The organism is Enterococcus sp. AZ095b (genome assembly GCF_051714725.1).
GTDB classification, from domain to species: domain Bacteria; phylum Bacillota; class Bacilli; order Lactobacillales; family Enterococcaceae; genus Enterococcus_B; species Enterococcus_B pernyi.
Window position 1 is genome coordinate 1,518,636 of record NZ_JBIOSL010000001.1, and the last position, 20,783, is coordinate 1,539,418.

At 38.3% G+C, this 20,783-nt stretch carries 22 protein-coding genes; 6 read left to right on the forward strand and 16 right to left on the reverse strand.

What is annotated here, in order from left to right:
* Positions 1-2: 2 nt before the first annotated feature.
* The 16 genes from IGJ99_RS07280 to IGJ99_RS07355 all read right to left on the reverse strand — a co-directional run bounded on the left by IGJ99_RS07280 (position 3) and on the right by IGJ99_RS07355 (position 17,155).
* Complete coding sequence (locus IGJ99_RS07280; protein WP_010735424.1) at positions 3-1,301, reverse strand: carbohydrate ABC transporter permease; 1,299 nt, start codon at positions 1,299-1,301, stop codon at positions 3-5.
* A 144-nt stretch (positions 1,302-1,445) separates the two neighbouring features.
* Positions 1,446-2,705 carry an extracellular solute-binding protein gene (locus IGJ99_RS07285; RefSeq protein ID WP_034688351.1) on the reverse strand — a complete coding sequence of 420 codons (1,260 nt, stop codon included), beginning with the start codon at positions 2,703-2,705 and terminating at the stop codon, positions 1,446-1,448.
* Positions 2,706-2,803: 98 nt separating this feature from the next.
* On the reverse strand, positions 2,804-4,570 hold the full coding sequence (locus IGJ99_RS07290) for a glycoside hydrolase family 13 protein (protein WP_438748055.1): 1,767 nt from the start codon (positions 4,568-4,570) through the stop codon (positions 2,804-2,806).
* 160 nt (positions 4,571-4,730) lie between these two features.
* Complete coding sequence (menC, locus tag IGJ99_RS07295) at positions 4,731-5,843, reverse strand: o-succinylbenzoate synthase (protein ID WP_226076621.1); 1,113 nt, start codon at positions 5,841-5,843, stop codon at positions 4,731-4,733.
* Entirely contained in the window at positions 5,834-6,670 is an 837-nt protein-coding gene (gene menH / locus IGJ99_RS07300) for a 2-succinyl-6-hydroxy-2,4-cyclohexadiene-1-carboxylate synthase (RefSeq protein WP_409173357.1), read from the reverse strand. The genes menC and menH overlap by 10 nt, the downstream gene beginning before the upstream one ends.
* Positions 6,670-8,379, reverse strand: coding sequence for a 2-succinyl-5-enolpyruvyl-6-hydroxy-3-cyclohexene-1-carboxylic-acid synthase (menD, locus tag IGJ99_RS07305; RefSeq protein WP_438748058.1), 1,710 nt, complete (start codon positions 8,377-8,379; stop codon positions 6,670-6,672). Before menD ends, menH begins: the two co-directional genes overlap by 1 nt.
* Positions 8,376-9,728 carry an isochorismate synthase gene (locus tag IGJ99_RS07310; protein WP_438770718.1) on the reverse strand — a complete coding sequence of 451 codons (1,353 nt, stop codon included), beginning with the start codon at positions 9,726-9,728 and terminating at the stop codon, positions 8,376-8,378. The genes menD and IGJ99_RS07310 overlap by 4 nt, the downstream gene beginning before the upstream one ends.
* Entirely contained in the window at positions 9,709-11,193 is a 1,485-nt protein-coding gene (gene menE / locus IGJ99_RS07315; protein ID WP_349519484.1) for an o-succinylbenzoate--CoA ligase, read from the reverse strand. Before menE ends, IGJ99_RS07310 begins: the two co-directional genes overlap by 20 nt.
* Positions 11,168-11,983, reverse strand: coding sequence for a 1,4-dihydroxy-2-naphthoyl-CoA synthase (menB, locus tag IGJ99_RS07320; RefSeq protein WP_010735416.1), 816 nt, complete (start codon positions 11,981-11,983; stop codon positions 11,168-11,170). Before menB ends, menE begins: the two co-directional genes overlap by 26 nt.
* A 439-nt stretch (positions 11,984-12,422) precedes the next feature.
* Positions 12,423-12,710, reverse strand: a complete 288-nt coding sequence (locus tag IGJ99_RS07325) for a transposase (protein WP_023519698.1) — start codon at positions 12,708-12,710, stop codon at positions 12,423-12,425.
* Between the two features lie 280 nt (positions 12,711-12,990).
* Positions 12,991-13,992 carry an N-acetylmuramoyl-L-alanine amidase gene (locus IGJ99_RS07330; RefSeq protein ID WP_010735415.1) on the reverse strand — a complete coding sequence of 334 codons (1,002 nt, stop codon included), beginning with the start codon at positions 13,990-13,992 and terminating at the stop codon, positions 12,991-12,993.
* Positions 13,993-14,114: 122 nt separating this feature from the next.
* Positions 14,115-15,014, reverse strand: coding sequence for a peptidoglycan recognition protein family protein (locus IGJ99_RS07335; protein ID WP_438770719.1), 900 nt, complete (start codon positions 15,012-15,014; stop codon positions 14,115-14,117).
* Positions 15,015-15,044: 30 nt separating this feature from the next.
* A complete protein-coding gene (locus tag IGJ99_RS07340) occupies positions 15,045-15,317 on the reverse strand; it encodes a holin (protein ID WP_010735413.1) in 273 nt (90 codons plus the stop codon).
* A 1-nt stretch (position 15,318) separates the two neighbouring features.
* The gene (locus IGJ99_RS07345; protein ID WP_010735412.1) at positions 15,319-15,552 is read right to left on the reverse strand and encodes a hypothetical protein; all 234 of its coding nucleotides are present in this window, start codon (positions 15,550-15,552) and stop codon (positions 15,319-15,321) included.
* 287 nt (positions 15,553-15,839) lie between these two features.
* Complete coding sequence (locus IGJ99_RS07350) at positions 15,840-16,253, reverse strand: ArpU family phage packaging/lysis transcriptional regulator (protein ID WP_023519701.1); 414 nt, start codon at positions 16,251-16,253, stop codon at positions 15,840-15,842.
* Between the two features lie 641 nt (positions 16,254-16,894).
* Positions 16,895-17,155 (reverse strand): helix-turn-helix domain-containing protein, encoded by a 261-nt coding sequence (locus tag IGJ99_RS07355; protein WP_062805211.1) that lies wholly within the window; start codon positions 17,153-17,155, stop codon positions 16,895-16,897.
* A 135-nt stretch (positions 17,156-17,290) separates the two neighbouring features.
* Between IGJ99_RS07355 and IGJ99_RS07360 the strand changes: the two genes are divergently transcribed.
* The 6 genes from IGJ99_RS07360 (at position 17,291) to IGJ99_RS07385 (ending at position 20,744) form a co-directional block, all read left to right on the forward strand.
* Entirely contained in the window at positions 17,291-17,737 is a 447-nt protein-coding gene (locus IGJ99_RS07360; protein WP_023519703.1) for a helix-turn-helix domain-containing protein, read from the forward strand.
* A gap of 97 nt (positions 17,738-17,834) precedes the next feature.
* Positions 17,835-18,026, forward strand: a complete 192-nt coding sequence (locus IGJ99_RS07365) for a hypothetical protein (RefSeq protein ID WP_023519704.1) — start codon at positions 17,835-17,837, stop codon at positions 18,024-18,026.
* A gap of 203 nt (positions 18,027-18,229) precedes the next feature.
* Positions 18,230-18,589 (forward strand): PaaI family thioesterase, encoded by a 360-nt coding sequence (locus tag IGJ99_RS07370; RefSeq protein WP_010735408.1) that lies wholly within the window; start codon positions 18,230-18,232, stop codon positions 18,587-18,589.
* Between the two features lie 237 nt (positions 18,590-18,826).
* Positions 18,827-19,675, forward strand: coding sequence for a YitT family protein (locus IGJ99_RS07375; RefSeq protein WP_062805210.1), 849 nt, complete (start codon positions 18,827-18,829; stop codon positions 19,673-19,675).
* A 162-nt stretch (positions 19,676-19,837) separates the two neighbouring features.
* Positions 19,838-20,248 (forward strand): organic hydroperoxide resistance protein, encoded by a 411-nt coding sequence (locus IGJ99_RS07380; RefSeq protein WP_438770720.1) that lies wholly within the window; start codon positions 19,838-19,840, stop codon positions 20,246-20,248.
* A 55-nt stretch (positions 20,249-20,303) separates the two neighbouring features.
* Positions 20,304-20,744 (forward strand): MarR family winged helix-turn-helix transcriptional regulator, encoded by a 441-nt coding sequence (locus IGJ99_RS07385; RefSeq protein ID WP_010735405.1) that lies wholly within the window; start codon positions 20,304-20,306, stop codon positions 20,742-20,744.
* Positions 20,745-20,783 lie beyond the last annotated feature (39 nt).

Below are 20,783 nucleotides of genomic sequence, written 5' to 3' on the forward strand. Positions count from 1 at the left end.
GACTAGTCCTCCATTTTGAACGCATTAGTTTTCTTGAATACCAACAGAGAAACGGCAATGACGATCATCGAAATGATCAGCGTGATCGCAGAAGCCATCGAATACTGTGGCGAGGTCCCCGTGGTCAATTTATAGATCCACGAAATCAAGATATCCGTTGATCCTGCACCACCACCGACACTTCCCGGTCCCCCATTATTGAAGAGGTAGATCATGGAGAAGTTATTGAAGTTCCCTGTATACTGTGTGATAAACGTTGGTGCTGCTACAAGAAAGATTGCTGGCAACGTGATACTTGAGAAGCGCTGCCAAGCATTCGCACCGTCGATTTTTGCTGCTTCGTAAAGATCTTCAGAAATCGATTGTAAGATCCCTGTGACCATCACATAGATGTAAGGAAAACCTAACCAGCCTTGTATCAAGATGATTGCGACTTTTGTCCAGTTCGGATCAGTTTTCCAAGGAACGGAGGCAATATCTACAAAGGGGATATTATTCAAGAATGGAATAACTTGCGTGTTGATCGCTCCCACACTATCATTAAAGATGTTTGAAAAACTCATGATCGTGATAAATGCTGGGACTGCCCATGGTAAAAGGAAAATAATTCCAAAAACACGTTTGAATTTGATAAATTTCTGGTGCGCGATCACTGCTGTAAATACGCCTAACGTGATTTGTAAAGTAGTTGCACAAAGCGTCCAGATGACGGTCCAAGAGAACACGGCAACAAATGTATTTCGATAAGAACTTAAAAAGAAAATACTGAAGAAGTTTTCTGCTCCCACCCAGTCGATCAAACTTGCTGGTGGGATGTGTTGGAAATCATAGTTTGTAAATGCTGTAAATAATGTCACTAGAACCGGAAAGATGATCGTGAAAATCATCAATAGATACGCTGGAAGCGTCAAGAGATAAGGAAAGCCTTCATCACCCACATTATGTATGACTTCCTTCATTGTTCGATTGATCTTTTTCCCTTCTTTTCTCATGACTGCGACACGTTTTGCATCTACTAGATTGATGAAATAAAAAAATAAAAACAAGGCTGTCACAATCAATTGCAAAGTTCCTTGGATCAACATAAATAATGAGTGATCTTCCATTGGGACACTCCCTAAGGTAACTAAACCTATTAAGGATTGAAAACCACCTAAAACCATTTGGATGATAAATCCGATAAATAGTGCTAAAAATACGACCCCTTTAAATACTTGACCATTTGCAAATTGACCCAGTCCTGGAATGATCGAACGTAACATCGTGCCTTTGACATTGACCGCTGTATCTTCTTGTTGCATGGTGTTGTTCCCCCCTCTTGATACTAAAAACAGGTGCTGTATGTTGAAGCGCCTTTTCTATAAAATCATCTCACGTTCATCAAAGGTAAAACATGGAGCTGAGAAGCAATTTCCTTCACAGCTCCAACCTTTTTGATGATCTAATTAATATTTTTGCTCAATTGCTTCGCTGATCGTCTTCACCGCGTCGTCAGCCGATTCTTTTGGTGTTTTTCTGCCTGAACCAGCATCAAACATCAAGTTTTCTGCGCCTGTCCAAACTTCTGCCATCTCTGGAATATTTGGCATTGCTTGTGCTGTTTCATATTGTTCAATAACTGCAGTCGTCAATTCATCATTTGTGCCTTTTGCTGTTTCACGAGCCGCTTGATTGGCTGGTACTTCGTTGACCATTTCAAAGAATTTTTCTTGATTTTCTGTATTGGTTACATAATCTAACCATTTTTGCGCCACTTCTTTATTCTTAGAGTAGTTACTTACGACCCAACCTTTTCCTCCACCAAATGGTTGATAAGATTCACCATTATTCAATGTTGGGATTTTTGATACGCCATAATTGATGTCGTTTTCTTGATAAGTTTGTGCTTGCCATGGGCCATCGATAATCGCTGCTGCCTTGTTCGACATGAACTGTTGGTTGACAAAGTCGCCAGCACTCTTGATATCTTGCATTCCTTTAGGCCAAACATTTTGGAACCAATCTGTAGCATAAGTGATTCCTTCTACTGCTCCTGCATTGTTTAACCCAATTTCAGATGGGTCTGTTCCATCTTCACCAAATACATAGCCACCGTAACCAGAAATCAAGCCATATGAATAATAAAAATCAGTCCATTTTGCTAAAAATCCTGTATTCGTTCCTTCTTCAGATTCAAAATTGAAACGTTCATCTTTTGCTAACGCTTCCAAATCTTTGAAAGTTGTCGGTGCAGTGTCAACTAGATCTTTGTTATAGTATAAAACTAGTGTCTCGATAACTGCCGGTGCCCCATAGATTTTATCCTCATACGTTACTTGAGCTTTATCCGTATCATTGTAATCTGCTTCGTTCCCCAATTTCACTTCTGCCAAATGCCCTTGTTGTCCTAATGCTCCGATCCGGTCATAAGCTGCCATCATGACATCTGGTGCTTTTCCTGCGGGACCGTCCAACGCAAGCGATTCCAATTGTTCGAACATGTCTTTTTCGACTAACTTGATTTTAACGTCATTGTCTTCTTCAAATTTTGTTTTAATCTCATTGACATAATCTTTGTAACCAGAATCGACAGAAATCGTTAATGTTTTTCCATCTTCTTCATTTGCTGCAGTTGATGAACCACCATTACCACAGGCAGCAAGTCCCCCGATAAACCCTAAAGATAATGCGCCTAACCCGAATTTTTTTAGCAACTGTTTACTCATTTTTTTTCCTCCGATTCTATTCTATTCCTCTTACAATTTGATTATATGTTTACAAAAGCTCGATTTGCAAACGCTTTCTCTATGTTACCGATAACAACTTAACAAAGGATCAAAAATCCATTCGTTTGGACTTCAGCTTTGCCGTCTTTTAAGATGTCACAATTTTGGCTGAACAAAACATCATTTTCTAAATCGACCAAATACGATTCTGTTCCTTGATTGAAATAAGCATGAATGGTTTGCTGATCGAGATGACGAGTCAAGTGAATTTGTTCGTTTTTGTCGTCGACCAATCGCCAAGTCAGATCCCCTTCAATCAACACTTGTTGCACTTGTTTACGCACACAGATCAATTCTTTGACGAACCCCTTCAATTCAAGATCTTGCTGGTCCTTTTCCCAGACCATACATTTTCGACAGTCAGGATCATCATGACCTGTCATGCCGATTTCTGTTCCGTAGTAGATACAAGGCGCCCCTTTTTGTAAGAACATGAAAGCTAACACTGATTTCATCAGTTCCTTGTCCTCTTTACACAAAGTCAAGATTCTGGCTGTATCATGAGAATCCAATAAATTGAATGTCCCTTCATTGACTTGATCACGATAAAGCATTTGCTGATGATTCATGCCACTGACCATTTGAGTGGGTGTGATTTTTTTATGGACGAAATAGCCTTTGATCGAATCCATAAAGGCGTAGTTCATCACCGCATGGAATTCATCGCCCTGTAACCAAGCTTGAGAAGAATGCCAGATTTCGCCTAAAATATAAATATCAGGTTTGATCGTAGTGACCGCTTCTCTGAATTTCTTCCAAAAATGATGATCCACTTCATTTGCTACATCTAACCGCCACCCATCGATATCAAATTCCTTGACCCAATACGTGGCAATATCTAATAAATAATCTTGTACTTCTTGATTTGCTGTATTGAGCTTAGGCATAAATGGCGTAAAAGCAAACGTATCATATGCCAGATTTTCGGCTGTTTCAGGAACATCTGTCATTTGATAGGCATCCACTGGAAATGAATGGATGTGGAACCAGTCTTTGTAGCGGGATTTCTCGCCATTTTCGATCACATCTTGCCATTGTGGGGCATGACTACCCATATGATTGAACACAGCATCCAGCATGATTCGGATTCCTTTATCATGCGCTTTTGTGATTAACTCTTTCAATAACTCTTTATCACCAAATTGTGGATCGACCGCATAGTAATCGATCGTGTCATATTTATGATTCGAGGTTGCTTCAAAAACAGGACAGAAATAAATCCCTGTGATCCCTAAATCAGCTAGGTAATCGAGATGATCGATCACCCCTTGAAGATCTCCGCCAAAGAAATCTTCTCGATCCGGGTCTTTACTTCCCCAAGGCAACGTACCTTTAGGATCATTTGTTGAATCACCATTCGCAAAGCGTTCAGGAAATATTTGATACCAAATCGTTTGTTTTGCCCATTCAGGTACTTTGAAGCGATCGATTTGTTGAAAATATGGCATACGGAAATAATAGTTTGCATTCGCCAATGTTTCTTCTTGATAAGGGAATATTCCTTGGTCTCCGTAAAAACAATCCATCCCATCAATTCCCACGATGTGAAAACCGTATTGCAATCGTCTAGTATCACTCGTCAACTCGATTTCCCAGTAATCATGAAGAAGTGTACTTAATCCTTTTTTCATTGGTTGTTCTTTTAAATACCAATTTTCTGAGAAAATCGTATATGGATCTCCGCTGATCACAGAAACTTGTTTGACATCATCTTTACTTGTACGTAAGCGAATCCGCATCGTTGTATCACTGTATAAATAAGCAAATTCACTTTCAGGTCGATGATAAATTGCTGCAGTATTCATTTCAGTCCTCCCTTGTCTTTCAGTTAACAAAAACAACTATAAAAGATAACTAACTTAAAGACAACGCTTACATTGTTGTTATCGGTAACAAGATTTTTAGCAAAAAAAAAAGATGAATGGCACACTGTTTACAAAACATGCGTGATTCATCTTCTTGACGCTATTTATTTACATAGGTTTTCTGATCATATGCATACTTTAACAACTGCTCTTCTTGCCATGTGACACCAATCCCTGATTGACCAGGAATCCTCAAATGTCCATTTGTGATTCGTGCTTTGGGTTCGACAATATCATCATAGAAATAGCGATCAAAAGCAGACAAGTCTCCTGGAAAAGTAAAGCAATCTTGACTTGCAAAATGCAGATTCATCGCTCGACCGACTCCGGATTCAAACATCCCACCTAACCAAACGAGCAAGTCATTTTCCTGACAAAAATCGACGATTCTTAAAGCCTCAGTGATTCCTCCGACTCTGGGAATCTTTAAATTGATTGCTCGACAACTTCCCAGTGCATGAGCTGTTTTTACGTCTTCCAGTGTTCGAATATTCTCATCAAGACAAACTGCTGTTTTGATTTCCTTTTGAAGTATGGCATGGTCAACATAGTCACGAGGGTGAAAAGGTTGTTCGATCATCGCAAGCTTCAAGGCATCCATTTTCTTGAATAACGGCAGATCGCTGATCGTATAAGCAGAATTCGCATCAGCCATCAATTGGATCTCTGGATATTGTTCACGCAACACTTGCAGTGGCACTAAGTCATTGCCAGGAGTGATTTTCAACTTGATTCGTTGGTATCCTTGATCAACATAAGTTTTTGCAGTCGCAAGTAAATCTATCGGGTTGTCATGGACACCAATACTGACACCTACGGGAATCGCTGATCGTTCGGCGGAAAACAACTTTTGTAATGGGCGCCCTATTCGACGAGCATAAAGATCCCAAACCGCTGTTTCGACCGCTGATTTTGCCATAAAATTCCCTTGCGTATATTTGAAAGCTGACCAAATTTCTTCTGGATGTGAGAAGTCAAGTTCGAATAAACAAGGAATCAGCTCTTTTTGTAATACCGATCGACTCATATCAATCGTTTCTTCGATGTAATCTGCACGTTCAAAAGCGACTAACTCGCCGATCCCCTGATTCCCTAACTCATCTTCCACGATCAACAAATCAAAAGCCTTTGTATCCAATCGACCATAACTCGTTCTGAAAGGTGTCACTAAGGGGAATCGCAAACAGTACTGTTGGATGTTGACTATTTTGATGGCGTCCACTCCCTTTCCATTTCACTGATCCAAGTAGTGACAGTTGTCTCAAATAGCCTAGGTTGCTCGATGTGACAACAGTGCCCGCATTCCGTAAGGATCTGGCAACGAAAAATCTCTTTGATGTTTGTTATTTGTTTACCGATCTTTTGGAACTTCTCATCCTTTTGACCAACAAGATACAATAGTGGGCATTCGATACTCGCTAAATCTGGCCAATAATTTTTTTGCGCGCCAGTTCCCATATAGTAAAGACTTAATGCTAAACCTAGCTTATTTTGAGCAAGGCGCTCGTTTCTTACTCTGCTTTTTTGTTCCAAGGATAACGCCTGTTGTGAAGCGAATAGTGGCAACTTCTCCCAATAATCAACAAAATCACTCAAAGGCTCTCTCAATAAACGTAAAGCAAGTTTTCGATCAGCTTTTTTACGATGGTTTCGTTGCTGTTCATCTGCAATTCCTGCAGTTCCACCTTCTAAAATGAGGCCTTTGATCCCTTGTGGCCGTTCGAGCGCCCAAGCAAGTGCTACTCGAGCCCCCATCGAGTAGCCTAATACATAAAAAGAAGGAATTTTTAATAATGAGACTAAACTCGCCAAATCAGCTACCAATGACGTAAGTTGGTAACGGTAAGGATGAAGGTAAACCGCTGTTTTTCCATGACCGATCAAATCAATGGCTAAGTAATTAAACTGAGGATTCTCAAACATAAACGTTTGTGTACTACCGGTAAAGCCATGCAAACAAATAACCGTTGGCTGTTTTGGATCAGTTTGGTGTAACCAACGGTAATGGTAAGCCACCCCACGTACAGTCTTAACTGGCATCAGTCTATTTCCTCCTGATAACGACGCTTCATCTGCTCCCATAATTGGACAGGATCTTGTTGTTGCCCTCTGATTTCAATCATTGTCCAATCCCCTTGATTCCGGCTTTTTTCAATCGCTTGCTCAAACTCTTTACTTGAAGGTGGTTGTATATAATGACCATTATATAAATCTGCTACTTTCTCTAATTCTAAATCAAGTGGTGTACCAAACAATGGTTCAAAATCAGTCTCTGAAAGTTGATTTTGAGGAAGAAAAGAAAAAATTCCACCACCATTGTTGTTCAATACGACTAAAGTAACAGGTAAGTGATAACGTCGAATTAGCTCCAACGCGTTCATGTCATGAAACAGCGCAAGATCGCCGATCAAGACAAACATCCGCTTGTTCCTTACCAAAGCGATTCCTGCCGCTGTAGAAATCAACCCGTCGATCCCGTTGATCCCTCGATTCCCATAGATCGGAAATGACTCTGTAGTAGGCGAAGCAAAACGATCAACAAAGCGGATCGCGTTACTATTTGCCAAAAATAAAGCTTCCTCTGATTTTATCGCTTGCAATAACTGGCAACTAGCATTGCTTTCGCTCCATTCATCGATAGACAATTCTTTAGTGATAACTTCTCTCGCTTTTTGATAAGCTCTTTTCCATTGCACCAACCATTCGTCAGGGGGTGGCGTAGGTATTGCATCCAAAGTTTCCGATACTAGTTTACAGAAATCAAGTACACCGATTTGGATAAAACTTGTTCCTAAATGTAATGGATCACGCCATTCTTCCTCATCGATCAAGACATAGTCAGAAATAGTTTCGTGATGTTTTTTTAAATAAAGCATCACATTTTTAGCTACAGGAAGATTACCAAATTGCCAAATGACTTCAGGAGTTTCAGGAACCGGTCCAGAAAAAATCAAATCTGCGTGCGGAAGATAGACATCGCTCATTTGTTGACAAGCACCTAGATTTGCCAATGGATCGCCAATGATTGGCCATTGTAAAGCTGTTGCTAAAGTAAGTAACGCTTTTGCCTCATCAGGTGTCAATTCTTTACCGACGATCATCAACCCTTTTTTTGATAGCCAAGGAACAAGCTCCGGTACTTGCTTCGACACAATTTGAGTAACCAGTTTTTTTGGATGAAAAGATCCATCAAGAGAAAAAGTTAAATCAGGCAATAATGGCTCTCTAAAAGGCAAATTGATCTGAATAGGGCCAGCAGGCACGCGTGTTGCTTCATAGGCACCATTGGCACCATGCCAGTAGCTATACCGTATCATTTCCGAACTGGCTTCAGGAAGTGCTAATTCAATAAACTTTTTGATATGCGAACCAAATAACTTTTGTTGGTCCATCGTTTGTGGCGAACCAACGCCACGTGCTTCTGGTGGACGATCTGCTGTTAGCAATAGTAAAGGAATGTTTGTTGCTTTTGCTTCACAAACCGCTGGAAAGAAGTTCGCTGCGGCAGTACCAGACGTACAAAGAACCCCGACTGGTTGTTTCAATGCTTTTGCCATACCTAATGCAAAGAATGCCGCCGATCGCTCATCAACATTGACTGTTGTATTGATCTCTGGGTCTCTATGAAGTAACAAGGCAAGTGGGGTCGATCGTGAACCAGGACTGATCACGACATTTTTAAGCCCGCCTTCTTTCATTCCTTTGATGAATGCCAATAAATAAGCGGTCATCTCTTGTTGTCTCGTCATCCTTTCACTCCTCTAAGCATTGGTTGGAATTTCAGCAATGTTTCTTGGCGTTCTGCCTCAGGATCAGAATCCGCAACAATGCCACAACCTGCATATAATATTCCTTCGGTTTCAGTCAAGATGCCTGAGCGGATGCCTACAGCAAACTCACCGACATCCTCGATCGGGTCCACCCACCCGATTGGTGCCCCGTATAACCCTCTACCGAAAGGTTCATGATCTTTGATCCATTGCAACGCTAATCTTTGAGGTTCACCACCTAAAGCCGGTGAAGGATGGATCAGTTCAACCGCATCGATCAATGAGACTCCCTGTTTACGTTCTCCAGAGAAAGTCATCGCTAAATGTTGAATGTCACGGTTTTTCAATAACCGACGGGAAGAAACAGCGACATCCCCTGCGACAATATTTGCTAATTGATCCTCTAATCGTTGCGCAACAATTCCGTGTTCTTGTGTATTTTTAGAGTCTTTTAAAAGTTCTTTGCCGATTTCATCGTCTTCCTGCATAGTAGATCCTCTAGGTGCCGAACCTGCTATCCCAGCAGTCATAAAATGACTTTTCGTTCCTTGAATCAATCGTTCTGGAGTTGCACCAATGAAAGCAAGTTGATTCGATGCTAAAAGAAATAAATAAGTCTGTGGTTGTTGTTCAGCTAAACGATGAAGAATTTGAGTGATCGACTGGAAAGATCCGTGTATTGCCAATTGTCTTGCTAAGACGACCTTTTTAAGCGAAGTAGCTTTGTGTATGATTTCCTTGCGCGCATCATCTACATTGTGTAGAAAAGTTGGAACTGCCAGCTCTTCGGACGACACAAGAACATTTGCTGATTGTTCTTTGCCTTCTAACAATTCACTCACAAGACTATCTAAATACGAAAAATCTTTTAAAAGACTCCTGGTTGTTGCAGCTTCTTTTCTGATTGTCAAAACAACTTGAGTCTTTGAACCTATTCGCTTGAAAAGAATACTTGGTAGAATGAAATAGCCAGATTCAAGCTCACTCCAAATCTTTTCTTTTAAGTTGTTTGGATCAAAGGGAAAGCCTCCAAAAAGCAAAGGTCTCCCCTTCTGGCTCGATACGTTTAAAAAACTTTTAGAAAACTCAAGAGAAAATCTTTTGATAGCACTGGGCATATCATCCTGTTGTCCATCAAATAAATTTTCTCCTATTCCTAATAGCTCACAATCCTCATCAGGAGGACACCAATAAAAGCGATCTCCTTTAGATGGGACAAGAGGCAAGAGTTTTTTTACCGTTTGTTCACCAAGCTCGTAGCTATAAGTAAAATAAAGATGATTTTTTAAAAGCTGATCATCGATTGAGCTATCTAATTTGATATTCAATGTAATTCACTCTTTCTTCTGTCATTAAAAGACGTTTGATTGGTTTTCCAGTCGCCGTTTTAGGAATTTCCGAGACACAGTAGATTTTAGTTGGATGCTTGTAACGTGCTAATGGCGCTAGTAGATCAGTGATTTCTCTATCAGTAAGTGGTTCATCTAATCGCACATAAGCAACAGGTGTTTGCCCCCATGTTTTATCCCAAGCCCCTACGACAGCGACCTCCGCAATTTTATTGCAAGTTAAAAGTACTCGCTCGATTTCAACTGGGAAAATATTCTCTCCCCCCGAAATGATGCGTTCACTCATGCGACTGACAATATAAAGATAATCCTCTTCATCAAGGTACCCCCAATCGCCAGTGTGAAACCAACCATCCTCTGTCCAAGAATCCGGATTGACGCAATTCAAATAGTGGTCGATGATCGATGGTCCTTTGACTAAAATCTCTCCCATTTGATCTGACTTCTTATCTTTTTGAATACGGATCGATACCTCAGACAAAGCTTTACCAGAAGAACCGGTTTTTGCTTCGAATGACTCCGGAGAAAGGGCGACGATCTGTGAACAGGTTTCTGTCATGCCATAAGAAAGCATCACAGGCACCTGTTTTTCCATACATGCTTGCATGACTCGTCCTTCTCCCGGCCCTCCCCCTAATAATACTTTTTTGAATGAGGGAGCATAACCACTTTCTGGGATCAATGGTTCAAGGTCTTTCAACATTTTGCTGACCAAAGAAATATAGTTGCCACTTCCATTTGCTAAAAGTTGATGGACTTGTTGAGGAGAGAATCCCTGCAACAGAATCACTTGGATGCCTAAAGCAAGTGAGCGTAATAAAATAGACAAGCCACTAATGTGATAGAGTGGCACACAGCAGATCCAGCTATCTGAACGATCTACTTCTAAACTTAGCGCAGTCGCTTGGCTACTCGCATAGTGATTGGCAAATGTTTGCGGTACGCCTTTCGGTTTACCTGTCGTTCCAGACGTATACATGATTGACGCAATTGCCTTTTCTCCGTACCCTTCATCAAACCAATTCTTCGGCTGTAGGACGTGTAATTCCGAAGGATCGGGAAATGAAAACCAAGTGATGCGCTCGTTGACTGCTAATTTATTGGCAGAAATAAGAGTGGATGTCCCAGCATCTGCCATCTGTTCATTGATCTCATTCGTCGTCAAGCGTGTATTGACAAACTGGATTTCTTTTCCTAACTCCCATAATGCCAAGATCGATAAATAGGCATCTAAATCATTTTCACAATACAAGGCAACTCGTTCACTCGCTTTGGGTAATATTCGATGATAATACTCTGCAAAACTTTGAACGTGTGAAGTCAGCTCGCGAAAAGACAAATGATGATCGTTCCACTGACAGGCTGGTGCATCTGGATGAAGCATTGCTTGTTTTTGCAACCAGCTATTAGGTTGAGGTTTAAGGGAACTTAGGAAATTGGTCAAAATCAGGTTCTCTTTTTTCTTTAAATGCGTCGCGTCCTTCTTGTGCTTCATCCATGGTGTAATATAAAAGCGTCGCATCCCCTGCCAATTGTTGGATACCTGCTAAGCCATCTGTATCTGCGTTCATTGCCGCTTTGATCATTCGTAGAGCTAGTGGGCTTTTCTTCAACATCTCTTCTGCCCACTCGATCGTCACATCCTCTACTTGTTCGAGCGGTACGACCGTATTGATCCAATTCATTGCCAACGCTTCTTCAGCACTATACTGCTTCGTCATGAACCAAACTTCTTTCGCTTTTTTATGCCCTACGACACGAGCCAAGTAGCCAGAACCATAGCCACCATCGAAGCTCCCAACGTTAGGCCCTGTTTGACCGAATTTCGCATTTTCGGCTGCGATTGTGATATCACACACAAGTTGTAAGACATTTCCACCACCGATCGACCAACCTTTTACCATCGCAATCACTGGCTTAGGAATGACTCGGATCAATCGTTGCAAATCTAGTACATTAAGACGCGGAATTTGGTCTTCACCAACATACCCACCATTTCCTCGAACTTTCTGATCGCCACCTGAACAAAATGCTTTGTCACCAGCCCCTGTCAAAATGATAACACCGATATCTTGACGATCACGACTGATTGTAAAAGCTTCGATCATCTCAAAGACTGTTTTTGGTGTAAAAGCATTATGGACCTCCGGACGATTGATTGTTATCTTAGCAATCTTCCCATATTGTTCAAATAAGATTTCGTCGTATTCCTTGATCGTTTTCCATTCTCTCATTTCTATCTCCTCCTAAAATTCATTAAATTTATTATACACAAGTTTTAAGCATTTAATGATAATTTCTTTATAAATTACTGTACAAAGAATATTGAATGAGTTAAGCGCAAGAAAAGCTTTATAATCTAACTTTCAAATAAATGATTTTAGATTTTTTCAGTGAATTTATTGTTTCTATTTTTCATTGTAATTGATTACTTCAAATATCTTCTCTTATTAGTCCCTGACTATATTCATAATCTAGCATATACCTAATACGTAATTTTTTTGCTTTTACCATTCATACTCATAATAAACAATTGCTACGCAAGCAAATGAATGTTTTCAAAATCCTCTATTTCGTTTACTATTTTAGTCGCTATTTCCTAGATAGACATACTTTCACAGCAGTACAGCTCTTTTATATAAATAATGAAGAGGTTGATTCTGTTCTCACCGCTTATTCAGTTTCAGGTGGTATGAGAGGGCTAATATCTCTCTCCAAAAAGTTTAATAGACAATAGGCTAACCGGTTATTTTGACAGAATTTTTCTAATGGACGAGAGGAGACACCGGTTGCTTCAAAAATAATTTCAGGCGTTTCTGGCAGTACGGTGATTTCTTCAAGTAACTGGCGGAACTCTTCTTGATTATGACAGACTTTCCCTTCTGTTAGACATTGTTGATTATGGTAAAGTACTTTGTAACTTTTACCTTTAGATACGTCAAAAGCAAAAATAAAGGTCATGCGACTTCTCCTTTATTATTTGATTGAACATCTTTCACTCATTCATTCCGATTCGACTTTTCTTTACACGGACTCGAGGTCCATTAGAGTATGTTCGAGCTTCCCTTAACTCTCACTATACTTGAATAAGAGAAATAGTGGTTATCGATGTAGTTTCAAAGGCAAATCTTTCGAAAACAAGTAAAAAAACGAAAATTTATTTTCAAATTCTCGTTTTTTTACTTGTTTCTGTTAGTTTTCGGCTTTTCTCAAAACTGTGCGTAATTATTAATTATAGCAATTAGATTTCAATGCCAGTAACCCAGTATGAAGTAACGATTCCATTAGCAGTTGAACCAATAGCCAACCAAGTATAACCTTCACTAATTGACTGTCTTACAAAGGCATGGCCATTCTTTTGTACGAGTATTTTGTCATATTCGAACGTTTCCCCCAGATCCACGCGACGTAGTATTGGCAGACTAGTTGGATTGGTTACATTGTCACTTGAAGGTCCTCGTAAGTTGATCCCTCCTGAAATAGCGACAGTCACCTCGCCTTTTCTTTCAATCCATTCATTATCAGAAGATGCTTCTGCTACTAATGATCCTGAAACCCAGCCGTTACCATCCACTTCATACCAGTGTCTGATACCATTCACTAACTCCCCGTTGATCGTCACTCGTGCAGAATGGAAAACTTGACTTCTAGTTAATTGACGTAAGATTGCTGATCGTGTGTTTGGCTCTTGGCGTACATTTAAAACATCTGCTGCTACGACCATTTCTTTATTCCAATCATGCATGATATAGTCCGGTTCTGGAACGTTGCCATCCCCACCATTAAGGATATCTCTGACAGCATCCATATTTGTCCCTGGACAAATATTTGACGCATGTCCACTAAACTCATTATGACCTAAGACGTTTTCAACGGATAAACCAAATCGTTCCATTGCGGCTTTCGCACGCTGATTGAAAGCTTCTTCTTGAGCTTCCGTAAATGAACCATTTCCTACTAAACAGATATGATAGGTTGGTGTATTGTGCCCACCAACACCATTAGTTACATCTTCATCAAAGTAGCACCATTGTACAGTTCCGTCACGTAAGATAATCTCATGATAACCGCCAGTTCCCCAGCCTAGTTCTCCATTCCAATATTGTTGAAAGATAAAAACATCTCCTGTTTCAGTTGCTGAATGGTGACGTGCAATGTTTTTGACCACTGAAACGTCTCGTTTCGCATTAGTTGGTCCTAAAATCCGTGAATCTCCTCGTAAATCCTCAATTTTGATTGTCATAATAATCTTCCTTTCTCTGATTTTATTATTTTACAAAATCATTTTCTCATTAAATTTTGATATTTTATTTATTGTTGTATTGTTTTTGTTTGATTATAATATGAACAATGAAACAAACTTTATTATCGTTTAGGAATGGTCAAAGTATATTCTGGAAAAGAAACATCAACTGTTTGTCCACTGATCATATTTCCGTTTGGTTCATTCGTCCGCCTTAACATCGGAAATACTTTTTTTCCTGCATGTTTTTGAATGTCAAGTGTGCCGTCCAAACCAAACCGTAGACCAGTTGGTAAGCCGTAAGCAACATTCACATCGTCTCGTATAATGCCTGCTGACCGACAACGACCAATTTCTACAGAGGGATTATCGGCATCTATCAAAAAAACATAGCCTAGATCCAAAAAGGCTGCTCCATTTTGGGGTATTAACCATCCTGCTATCCGAAATATACCTAAAGATAGCTCATTGAATATTTCTAATTTTCCTCGATAGTTTCCGACTACCTTGGGTGGACTAGCTAAAATGATTTCATCATGTGTCAAGTCCTCAGCATCACCTAAGCGATCACGAATCATCCTCATGTTAATACCCGGACAGATAGTCGAAGAGTGTCCAATGAACTCATTGTGCCCCAAAATATCCTTCACTGATAGGTCAAAACGTTGCATCGCCGCTTTTGCTCGCGTGTCAAATGCTTTTTCCTGTTCTTTAGTGAACGAGCCATTTCCAACAAGACAAATATGGTAGGTTGGTATGTTATGTCCCCCCACACCATTTGTGATATCTTCATCAAAGTAACACCATTGTACCGTGCCATCTCTTAGGATAATCTCATGATAGCCACCAGTTCCCCACCCCAATGTGTTCTTCCAATAGTTTTGAAACGCCCATACATCTCCTGTGGTTGTTGCCGAATGATGACGCGCAATTTTAGTTATTTCTGATGCCTTTCTTTTGGCATTGGTCGGTCCTAAAATACGTCCATCTCCTCGTAGATCCTCCAGTCTTATCTTCCTCACCTCCTTTACTGGTAAAAGAAACTTGGACGATCAATTGCTTTTATTAGACTCCTGTAACTTCATTACATGATCTCCTAAATCAAATAATCCACCTGCGGCCAAACCAGCAATCGCTCCTGCCCATAAATAAAGAATGAGATCCTGTGGAACGAATGAGAAGGAATACAGCCCACTAAGCAAAATTCCAGTAACCACGTTGCTGATAGGCAAAAGTTTACTGCGTCCTATTTGTCCTTTCACCAGTTCTGTCACACCGACGACCAGTGGTGTGATAATACTTGAAATCGTTAAGATTTCGGTCAACCTACTTCACCTCCTTTCCAATTTGTTTGAAAATAGATTTGATTTGTTCTTCAATAATTGAGAGACGATTGCCATACTCGATTTGGCTTTTTTCTACTCGAACAATAGTATTCTCTAATTTCCCCAATGTATGATCGAGCTTTGTAAACATTGCATAGAATTTTGCTACGCCTACAATCAACGTTCCACCAAGTGTTATGACAGCCATCCATTCACCAATTGCTACTTCCGTCATTCTCTACCTCCGTTATCTTTGACGTTTTTGTTTCTGTGAGAGTATTTGTATCTTTCATCATTTGATTCTTCTTTCGTTTCATATAGTGACTTAAGTTGATTGCTCTATTTTCTTTATTCCACTATATGTGCCATGTTCATCTTGAAAATGTAGATACACCTATCTATCACCTGTTATTACATAGAAAAACAAATACTTATTATTTTCTGCCATTTCCTAAGCTTACATTCATACTAGCATCAAAGAAGAGATGGGAACCGCCAATCATCTGCCAAAAAAACGCCAAATTATTTATACGCAATCAGTTTTCCAGTCTTATATGCTTCAGCGAATTCAATCAATGCTTCTGCTTTTTTTCTCTGAATCGTTCTTTCGGAATAACCGATTTCAAGACTAATCTTATAATTCGAAAAACTTTCAGGAACAAAATAAGAATAATAAAGGATCATTCGATTCGTTAGACTCAAAACCATCAAAGCATTTAAGATTGCATTCCTTTCTGCTTCAATCGCTATCATTTGCATAGATGCCCTTTCTGAAGATTGATCAGAAAGAGTTGCTTTTAAGCTATTGATTCTATGAGGAGATTGAATGTCGACTGTGACACGTCCTACCAGCCGATCAAGTTTACGAAAATTTTTTAAAACTTCTCTCACATTACATCTTGTTTGTTTCATATCTATTCTTTTGGGGTACATCACAAAAAATCACTCCTTTAAAAATTCATCTTTTAGATCTACTGATATAAAGTATTTGGCTTCTACTAGTCAAACCACAAACTAAATTGCACAGAGTTTTCATTTTATTTCTTTTCCAACTCATATATAAATAGACGTTTCGTAAGGTATGAAGTATTTTTTTGTCATACTATACTTAAACTAATGATTGTTCGAATTAGCCAATCATTAAATCTTCATAACCAATATCATTGGATACACAATACTTTTCTATTTCTTTTCGTGTCTATTCAGGATGATTGACCTGTTTGACCGGATTTTTGAGATTACGTAATCCAGACTCCATTTTTACTCCTCTTTTCCAACGTGGTTTTCCCTTCAATTACCTCATTACTGCTTCTATTCCTTCAGAATCTGGTTGGATAAACCGAAGATTTGTATGTCCGAGTTTTTTCTTTTTTTCTAGACCGACAGTTCAATGGCATTCTTACTCACTCCTTAATAAAAATTAAATGTGTCTGCTTATATTAGTACCTATTACAAGGACGCTAAAATGTTGAAAGACCATCGTTTGGTTTAAATGATTTTATTCGTCACATCAAATAATAGGTCATATGCTGTTCATCAATTTTAAGTGGTTATCTTGATGTTTATCACATGAATCACTAAAGATTATTTTGGTTTAATCCACGCGAAATATAACTTAAAGTTGATTTGTTACCGAAAAATATATAGTCATCGGAAATACCATAAATTTCCGAAAATTTCTTTGCTAAAGAAATTGGCACATCAGTGGCATCATCCTCGTACTCAGCAAGCTGTTCCTTAGTAAGATTTAGACCATAACTATTTTGCAGAATGGCAATTACTTCAGTCTGATTCAAATCTGAATTTACTCTTGCTGCTTTCAAAGATATTTGCAACATATAAAACACCTCCTATTTATACATTTTAATATAACTTAAAGTTATAGTAAATAATTTTATATAACTATGTATAACTTAATGTTGATTTAGACCAGTTTCTGGTATATTATTGGAGTAAGAACTCGGAGGATTATTATGGATAAAAATATTATTGGACAGAAGATTAGTGAACTAAGGCATAAACAACAAATGACGCAAGAAGAATTGGCAATAAAAGTCGGTGTTAGCAAGCAAACTATTTCTAATTGGGAAACTGGATTAAAAACACCTCGTATGGGTGCTATTCAAAAAATTGCTGAGTTATTTCATGTGACAAAAGGTTATATTATTGAAGGTGAGGAAGAAAATTCTCGTCGTCTACTCTCTATCTTTGAAAAACTTAATAGCGAAAGACAACAGTCAGTCATCTCTTTTGCAGGAAAAAAATTAGAAGAACAACAGTTAGAAACAAAGCTTGATAATGAAGAACTTCTCAAAGAAATTGATGAATTCGTAGAAGAATATGGATTCGAGGCCTTTGAAAATTTACATAAAGTAATTACCAGTAAAAGGCAAAAAGAACAAAATAAAAATATCAGCTAAATCCCTCTCCCCCTTTTTAAACGAACGGTTACAATTTTAGAATAATAATAATATAATTGTTATATAACCGTATATATAGGGGGTGTTTTTTTTCTGATTGCCTAAAAAAAATAAATTTTCAAAAGAAATAGTTGATTTTGAAAAAAGACTTCATCATAAAAAGGCAGGAGTAGAAAAAGAAAAAGCATTGGTTAAAGGGATAATTGGTGGCTATACGCCTAATGAAATAAAAGAAATCCGGAAATTAATGAAAAAACTAAAAAAAGCAGACCATTATTTGTTTTTATGAACTTTGGCATTTTTTCTGGTAAAAGATTTAGAACAAGTGTTTCATTCAAACTAAATGATTAAATTTTAACTGACAGTTCTTCCATTCATCAGTAAAAAATTTTTAATTGAATACCCTAATAGTTCGCAAACAGTGTTTGAATGATAAAAATAGAGTTTAATTATGACAGTAGCAATAAAGAATAAGAAATAAGGAGTAACAGGATGAATTTATTAGATCATCTAGGGATTGAAACGTGTATTGTTTCACCTAAAGAAGTCCAATTGACTTTAGCAATTGACGAAAAGCATCACCAACCTTATGGCTATTTGCATGGAGGAATCAATGCTGTATTGATCGAAACGGCTTGTAGCATTGGGGCTAACGAATATTTACAAGCCCCCCACTTTGCTGTAGGTATCGATCTGCAAGTCCAACATTTGAATAAAGCCTCTACAGGTAACTTGAGAGTGGTTGCACAACCTGAAAAAATCGGTAAAAATATTCATTTTTGGCAGGCAACGATTTATTTAGATAATGATTTAAAAATCGCTACAGGGCAATGCACCTTGATGGTCAATTAGCTTTTGTAAATAGTTTCTATAAATAACGAGTCAGCATAAATCAAAAAATACACGCTTTGTTCCATTTCATAATTGTTTTTATTGATTGGTGTCCAATATTTCGACCCATTTTAGCTTTGAACGATTCATTATAAATTTAGGTTTATCTAACTTTCTTTTTCAACTTTGTTAACTTTTATACAAAATTAATGTATAATGAGAATAGTTGGAAATAAATGTATAGTAGGAAGTGGATAAATGAAACACGGTAGAAATATAATTTGGACATACATTAAAATAGTATTTGCTTTAACTATTTTAGCTATCAGTATCAACATGTTTTTAGGTCCGCATCACATTGCAGCTGGTGGCGTAAGTGGACTTGGTATTTTACTTGAGTCAGCTTTAGGTTTGAACCGAGCAACAGTTATACTAGTTTTGAATATCATCATGTTGATTTTGGCCTTGATTTTTTTAGGCAAGAAACCTTTCTTTAAAGTATTATTTGGTAGTTTAGTCTTCCCAGCGATCATTGAGATCGTCCCAGAGTATATGATCACGCCTGATCGTCTCTTATCAGTCATTTTCGGTAGTGCGATCTTTGCTTTGGGTGTAGCTATCTTATACAAAAATAATTCATCTAGTGGCGGTACCACGATTCCTCCCCTTATCTTCAAAAAATACTTCAATATAAGTACTTCCATTGGACTTTTGATGACCGATGCTGTCGTTGTTTCCTTAACCTTATTTGTTTTTGGATTTGATGAATTTCTCTATGCGATTCTGTCGATCGTAATTACATCCATCGTGATGAATTACATTGAAACAGGAACAAATCGTCAAAAATCGATCATGGTTCTAAGCGAGAATCATCTTTTAGAAATCCATACACGTTTAAGTCAGGAGATTGGACGTGGGTTCACGATCCTAGAAGCTAGAGGCGGTTATAGTAATCTATCAAAAGAAGTGTTGTTGATGGTTGTAACTGACCAAGAATTTTCTAAAGTCAAACCGATAATTGAAGAAATCGATCCGAATGCTTTTGTCATCGTCAATAGTGTAGCAGAAGTCATGGGTAGTGGATTTACGTACCATCCGATCGAATGATGTCACAATTAAAATGAACGGACCTATTCCTATAAAAAAGTCTACTCTTAGTTTTTATTCATAAACCAGGAGTAGACTTTTTTCAAAGCAAGTTAGTTGCTCTACCTAATTAAATTGTGTACAATTTAATTGTATCAAATATAAAAAGAGGAGTGATTTTTAATGAAAAAAATGTATTCAACAAAAATGATCAATACTGGCGGACGTTCTGGGGAAGTACACAGTCCAGATCACTCATTCGAGCTTAACATTGCAGCTCCAGGTAAACGTGTAGAAGATGCAACAAATCCGGAACAATTGTTTGCCGCTGGCTTCAGTGCATGTTTCAATAGCGCATTAGACTTGATCAAAACAAAAAAAAATATTGACGGTGCATCAACAATCAGCGCTCAAGTGTCTCTATATGCAGAAAGTGAAATGAGTTTTGTGTTAGGCGTTGAGATCGAAGGTTCAGTTGAAGGTTTATCAATCGAAGAAACACAAGAATTACTAGAAGCTGCACATAAAGTTTGTCCTTATTCAAAAGCAACAGCTGGCAATATTGAAGTTACTTTGACAGCCGTAGAGAACTAGATTTTTTTAGAAAAAACAAGTATGCTATAAAGTAGCACATTAGGAGGTGGTCTATTTGGAGGAGTTATTACTAAAAAATCAATTATGCTTTCCTTTATATGCCACCTCTAAAGAAATTACTCGTTACTATACGCCCTTGTTGAGGCCACTTGATCTTACTTATACGCAGTATCTTGTTTTACTTGTTTTATGGGAGAGAAAACAAATCACCATGAAGGAATTAGGAAAGATCTTGTGTTTGGATTCAGGAACTTTGACTCCTGTAATAAAGAAATTAACTAGTAAGCAGTATATCACTCGTAAAAGAGATGATTCAGATGAACGAGTATCTATCCTATCTCTAACTGAACAAGGACTTTTGTTGCAAGAACAAGCAAAAGACATTCCAGAAAAGATCCTTGATTTTTTACCTTTAGATGAAGAAGAATTATCTATGCTACTTTACTTGACTAAAAAAATGCTTAAAAATTTTAATAAAGAACAACACGCTCGGTAATCACATTACCGAGTTTTTTTCGCTTGATTGACCAGTTTA

Coding starts and splice junctions, on each gene's coding strand:
- IGJ99_RS07285 (WP_034688351.1), bottom strand. CDS start 2,705: ATGAGTAAACAGTTGCTAAAAAAATTCGGGTTAGGCGCATTATCTTTA.
- IGJ99_RS07380 (WP_438770720.1), top strand. CDS start 19,838: ATGAAAAAAATGTATTCAACAAAAATGATCAATACTGGCGGACGTTCT.
- IGJ99_RS07280 (WP_010735424.1), bottom strand. CDS start 1,301: ATGCAACAAGAAGATACAGCGGTCAATGTCAAAGGCACGATGTTACGT.
- IGJ99_RS07375 (WP_062805210.1), top strand. CDS start 18,827: ATGAAACACGGTAGAAATATAATTTGGACATACATTAAAATAGTATTT.
- IGJ99_RS07290 (WP_438748055.1), bottom strand. CDS start 4,570: ATGAATACTGCAGCAATTTATCATCGACCTGAAAGTGAATTTGCTTAT.
- menD (WP_438748058.1), bottom strand. CDS start 8,379: ATGACGAGACAACAAGAGATGACCGCTTATTTATTGGCATTCATCAAA.
- IGJ99_RS07345 (WP_010735412.1), bottom strand. CDS start 15,552: ATGACGGAAGTAGCAATTGGTGAATGGATGGCTGTCATAACACTTGGT.
- IGJ99_RS07360 (WP_023519703.1), top strand. CDS start 17,291: ATGGATAAAAATATTATTGGACAGAAGATTAGTGAACTAAGGCATAAA.
- menB (WP_010735416.1), bottom strand. CDS start 11,983: ATGAGAGAATGGAAAACGATCAAGGAATACGACGAAATCTTATTTGAA.
- menH (WP_409173357.1), bottom strand. CDS start 6,670: ATGCCAGTTAAGACTGTACGTGGGGTGGCTTACCATTACCGTTGGTTA.
- IGJ99_RS07370 (WP_010735408.1), top strand. CDS start 18,230: ATGAATTTATTAGATCATCTAGGGATTGAAACGTGTATTGTTTCACCT.
- IGJ99_RS07355 (WP_062805211.1), bottom strand. CDS start 17,155: ATGTTGCAAATATCTTTGAAAGCAGCAAGAGTAAATTCAGATTTGAAT.
- IGJ99_RS07330 (WP_010735415.1), bottom strand. CDS start 13,992: ATGACAATCAAAATTGAGGATTTACGAGGAGATTCACGGATTTTAGGA.
- IGJ99_RS07325 (WP_023519698.1), bottom strand. CDS start 12,710: ATGACCTTTATTTTTGCTTTTGACGTATCTAAAGGTAAAAGTTACAAA.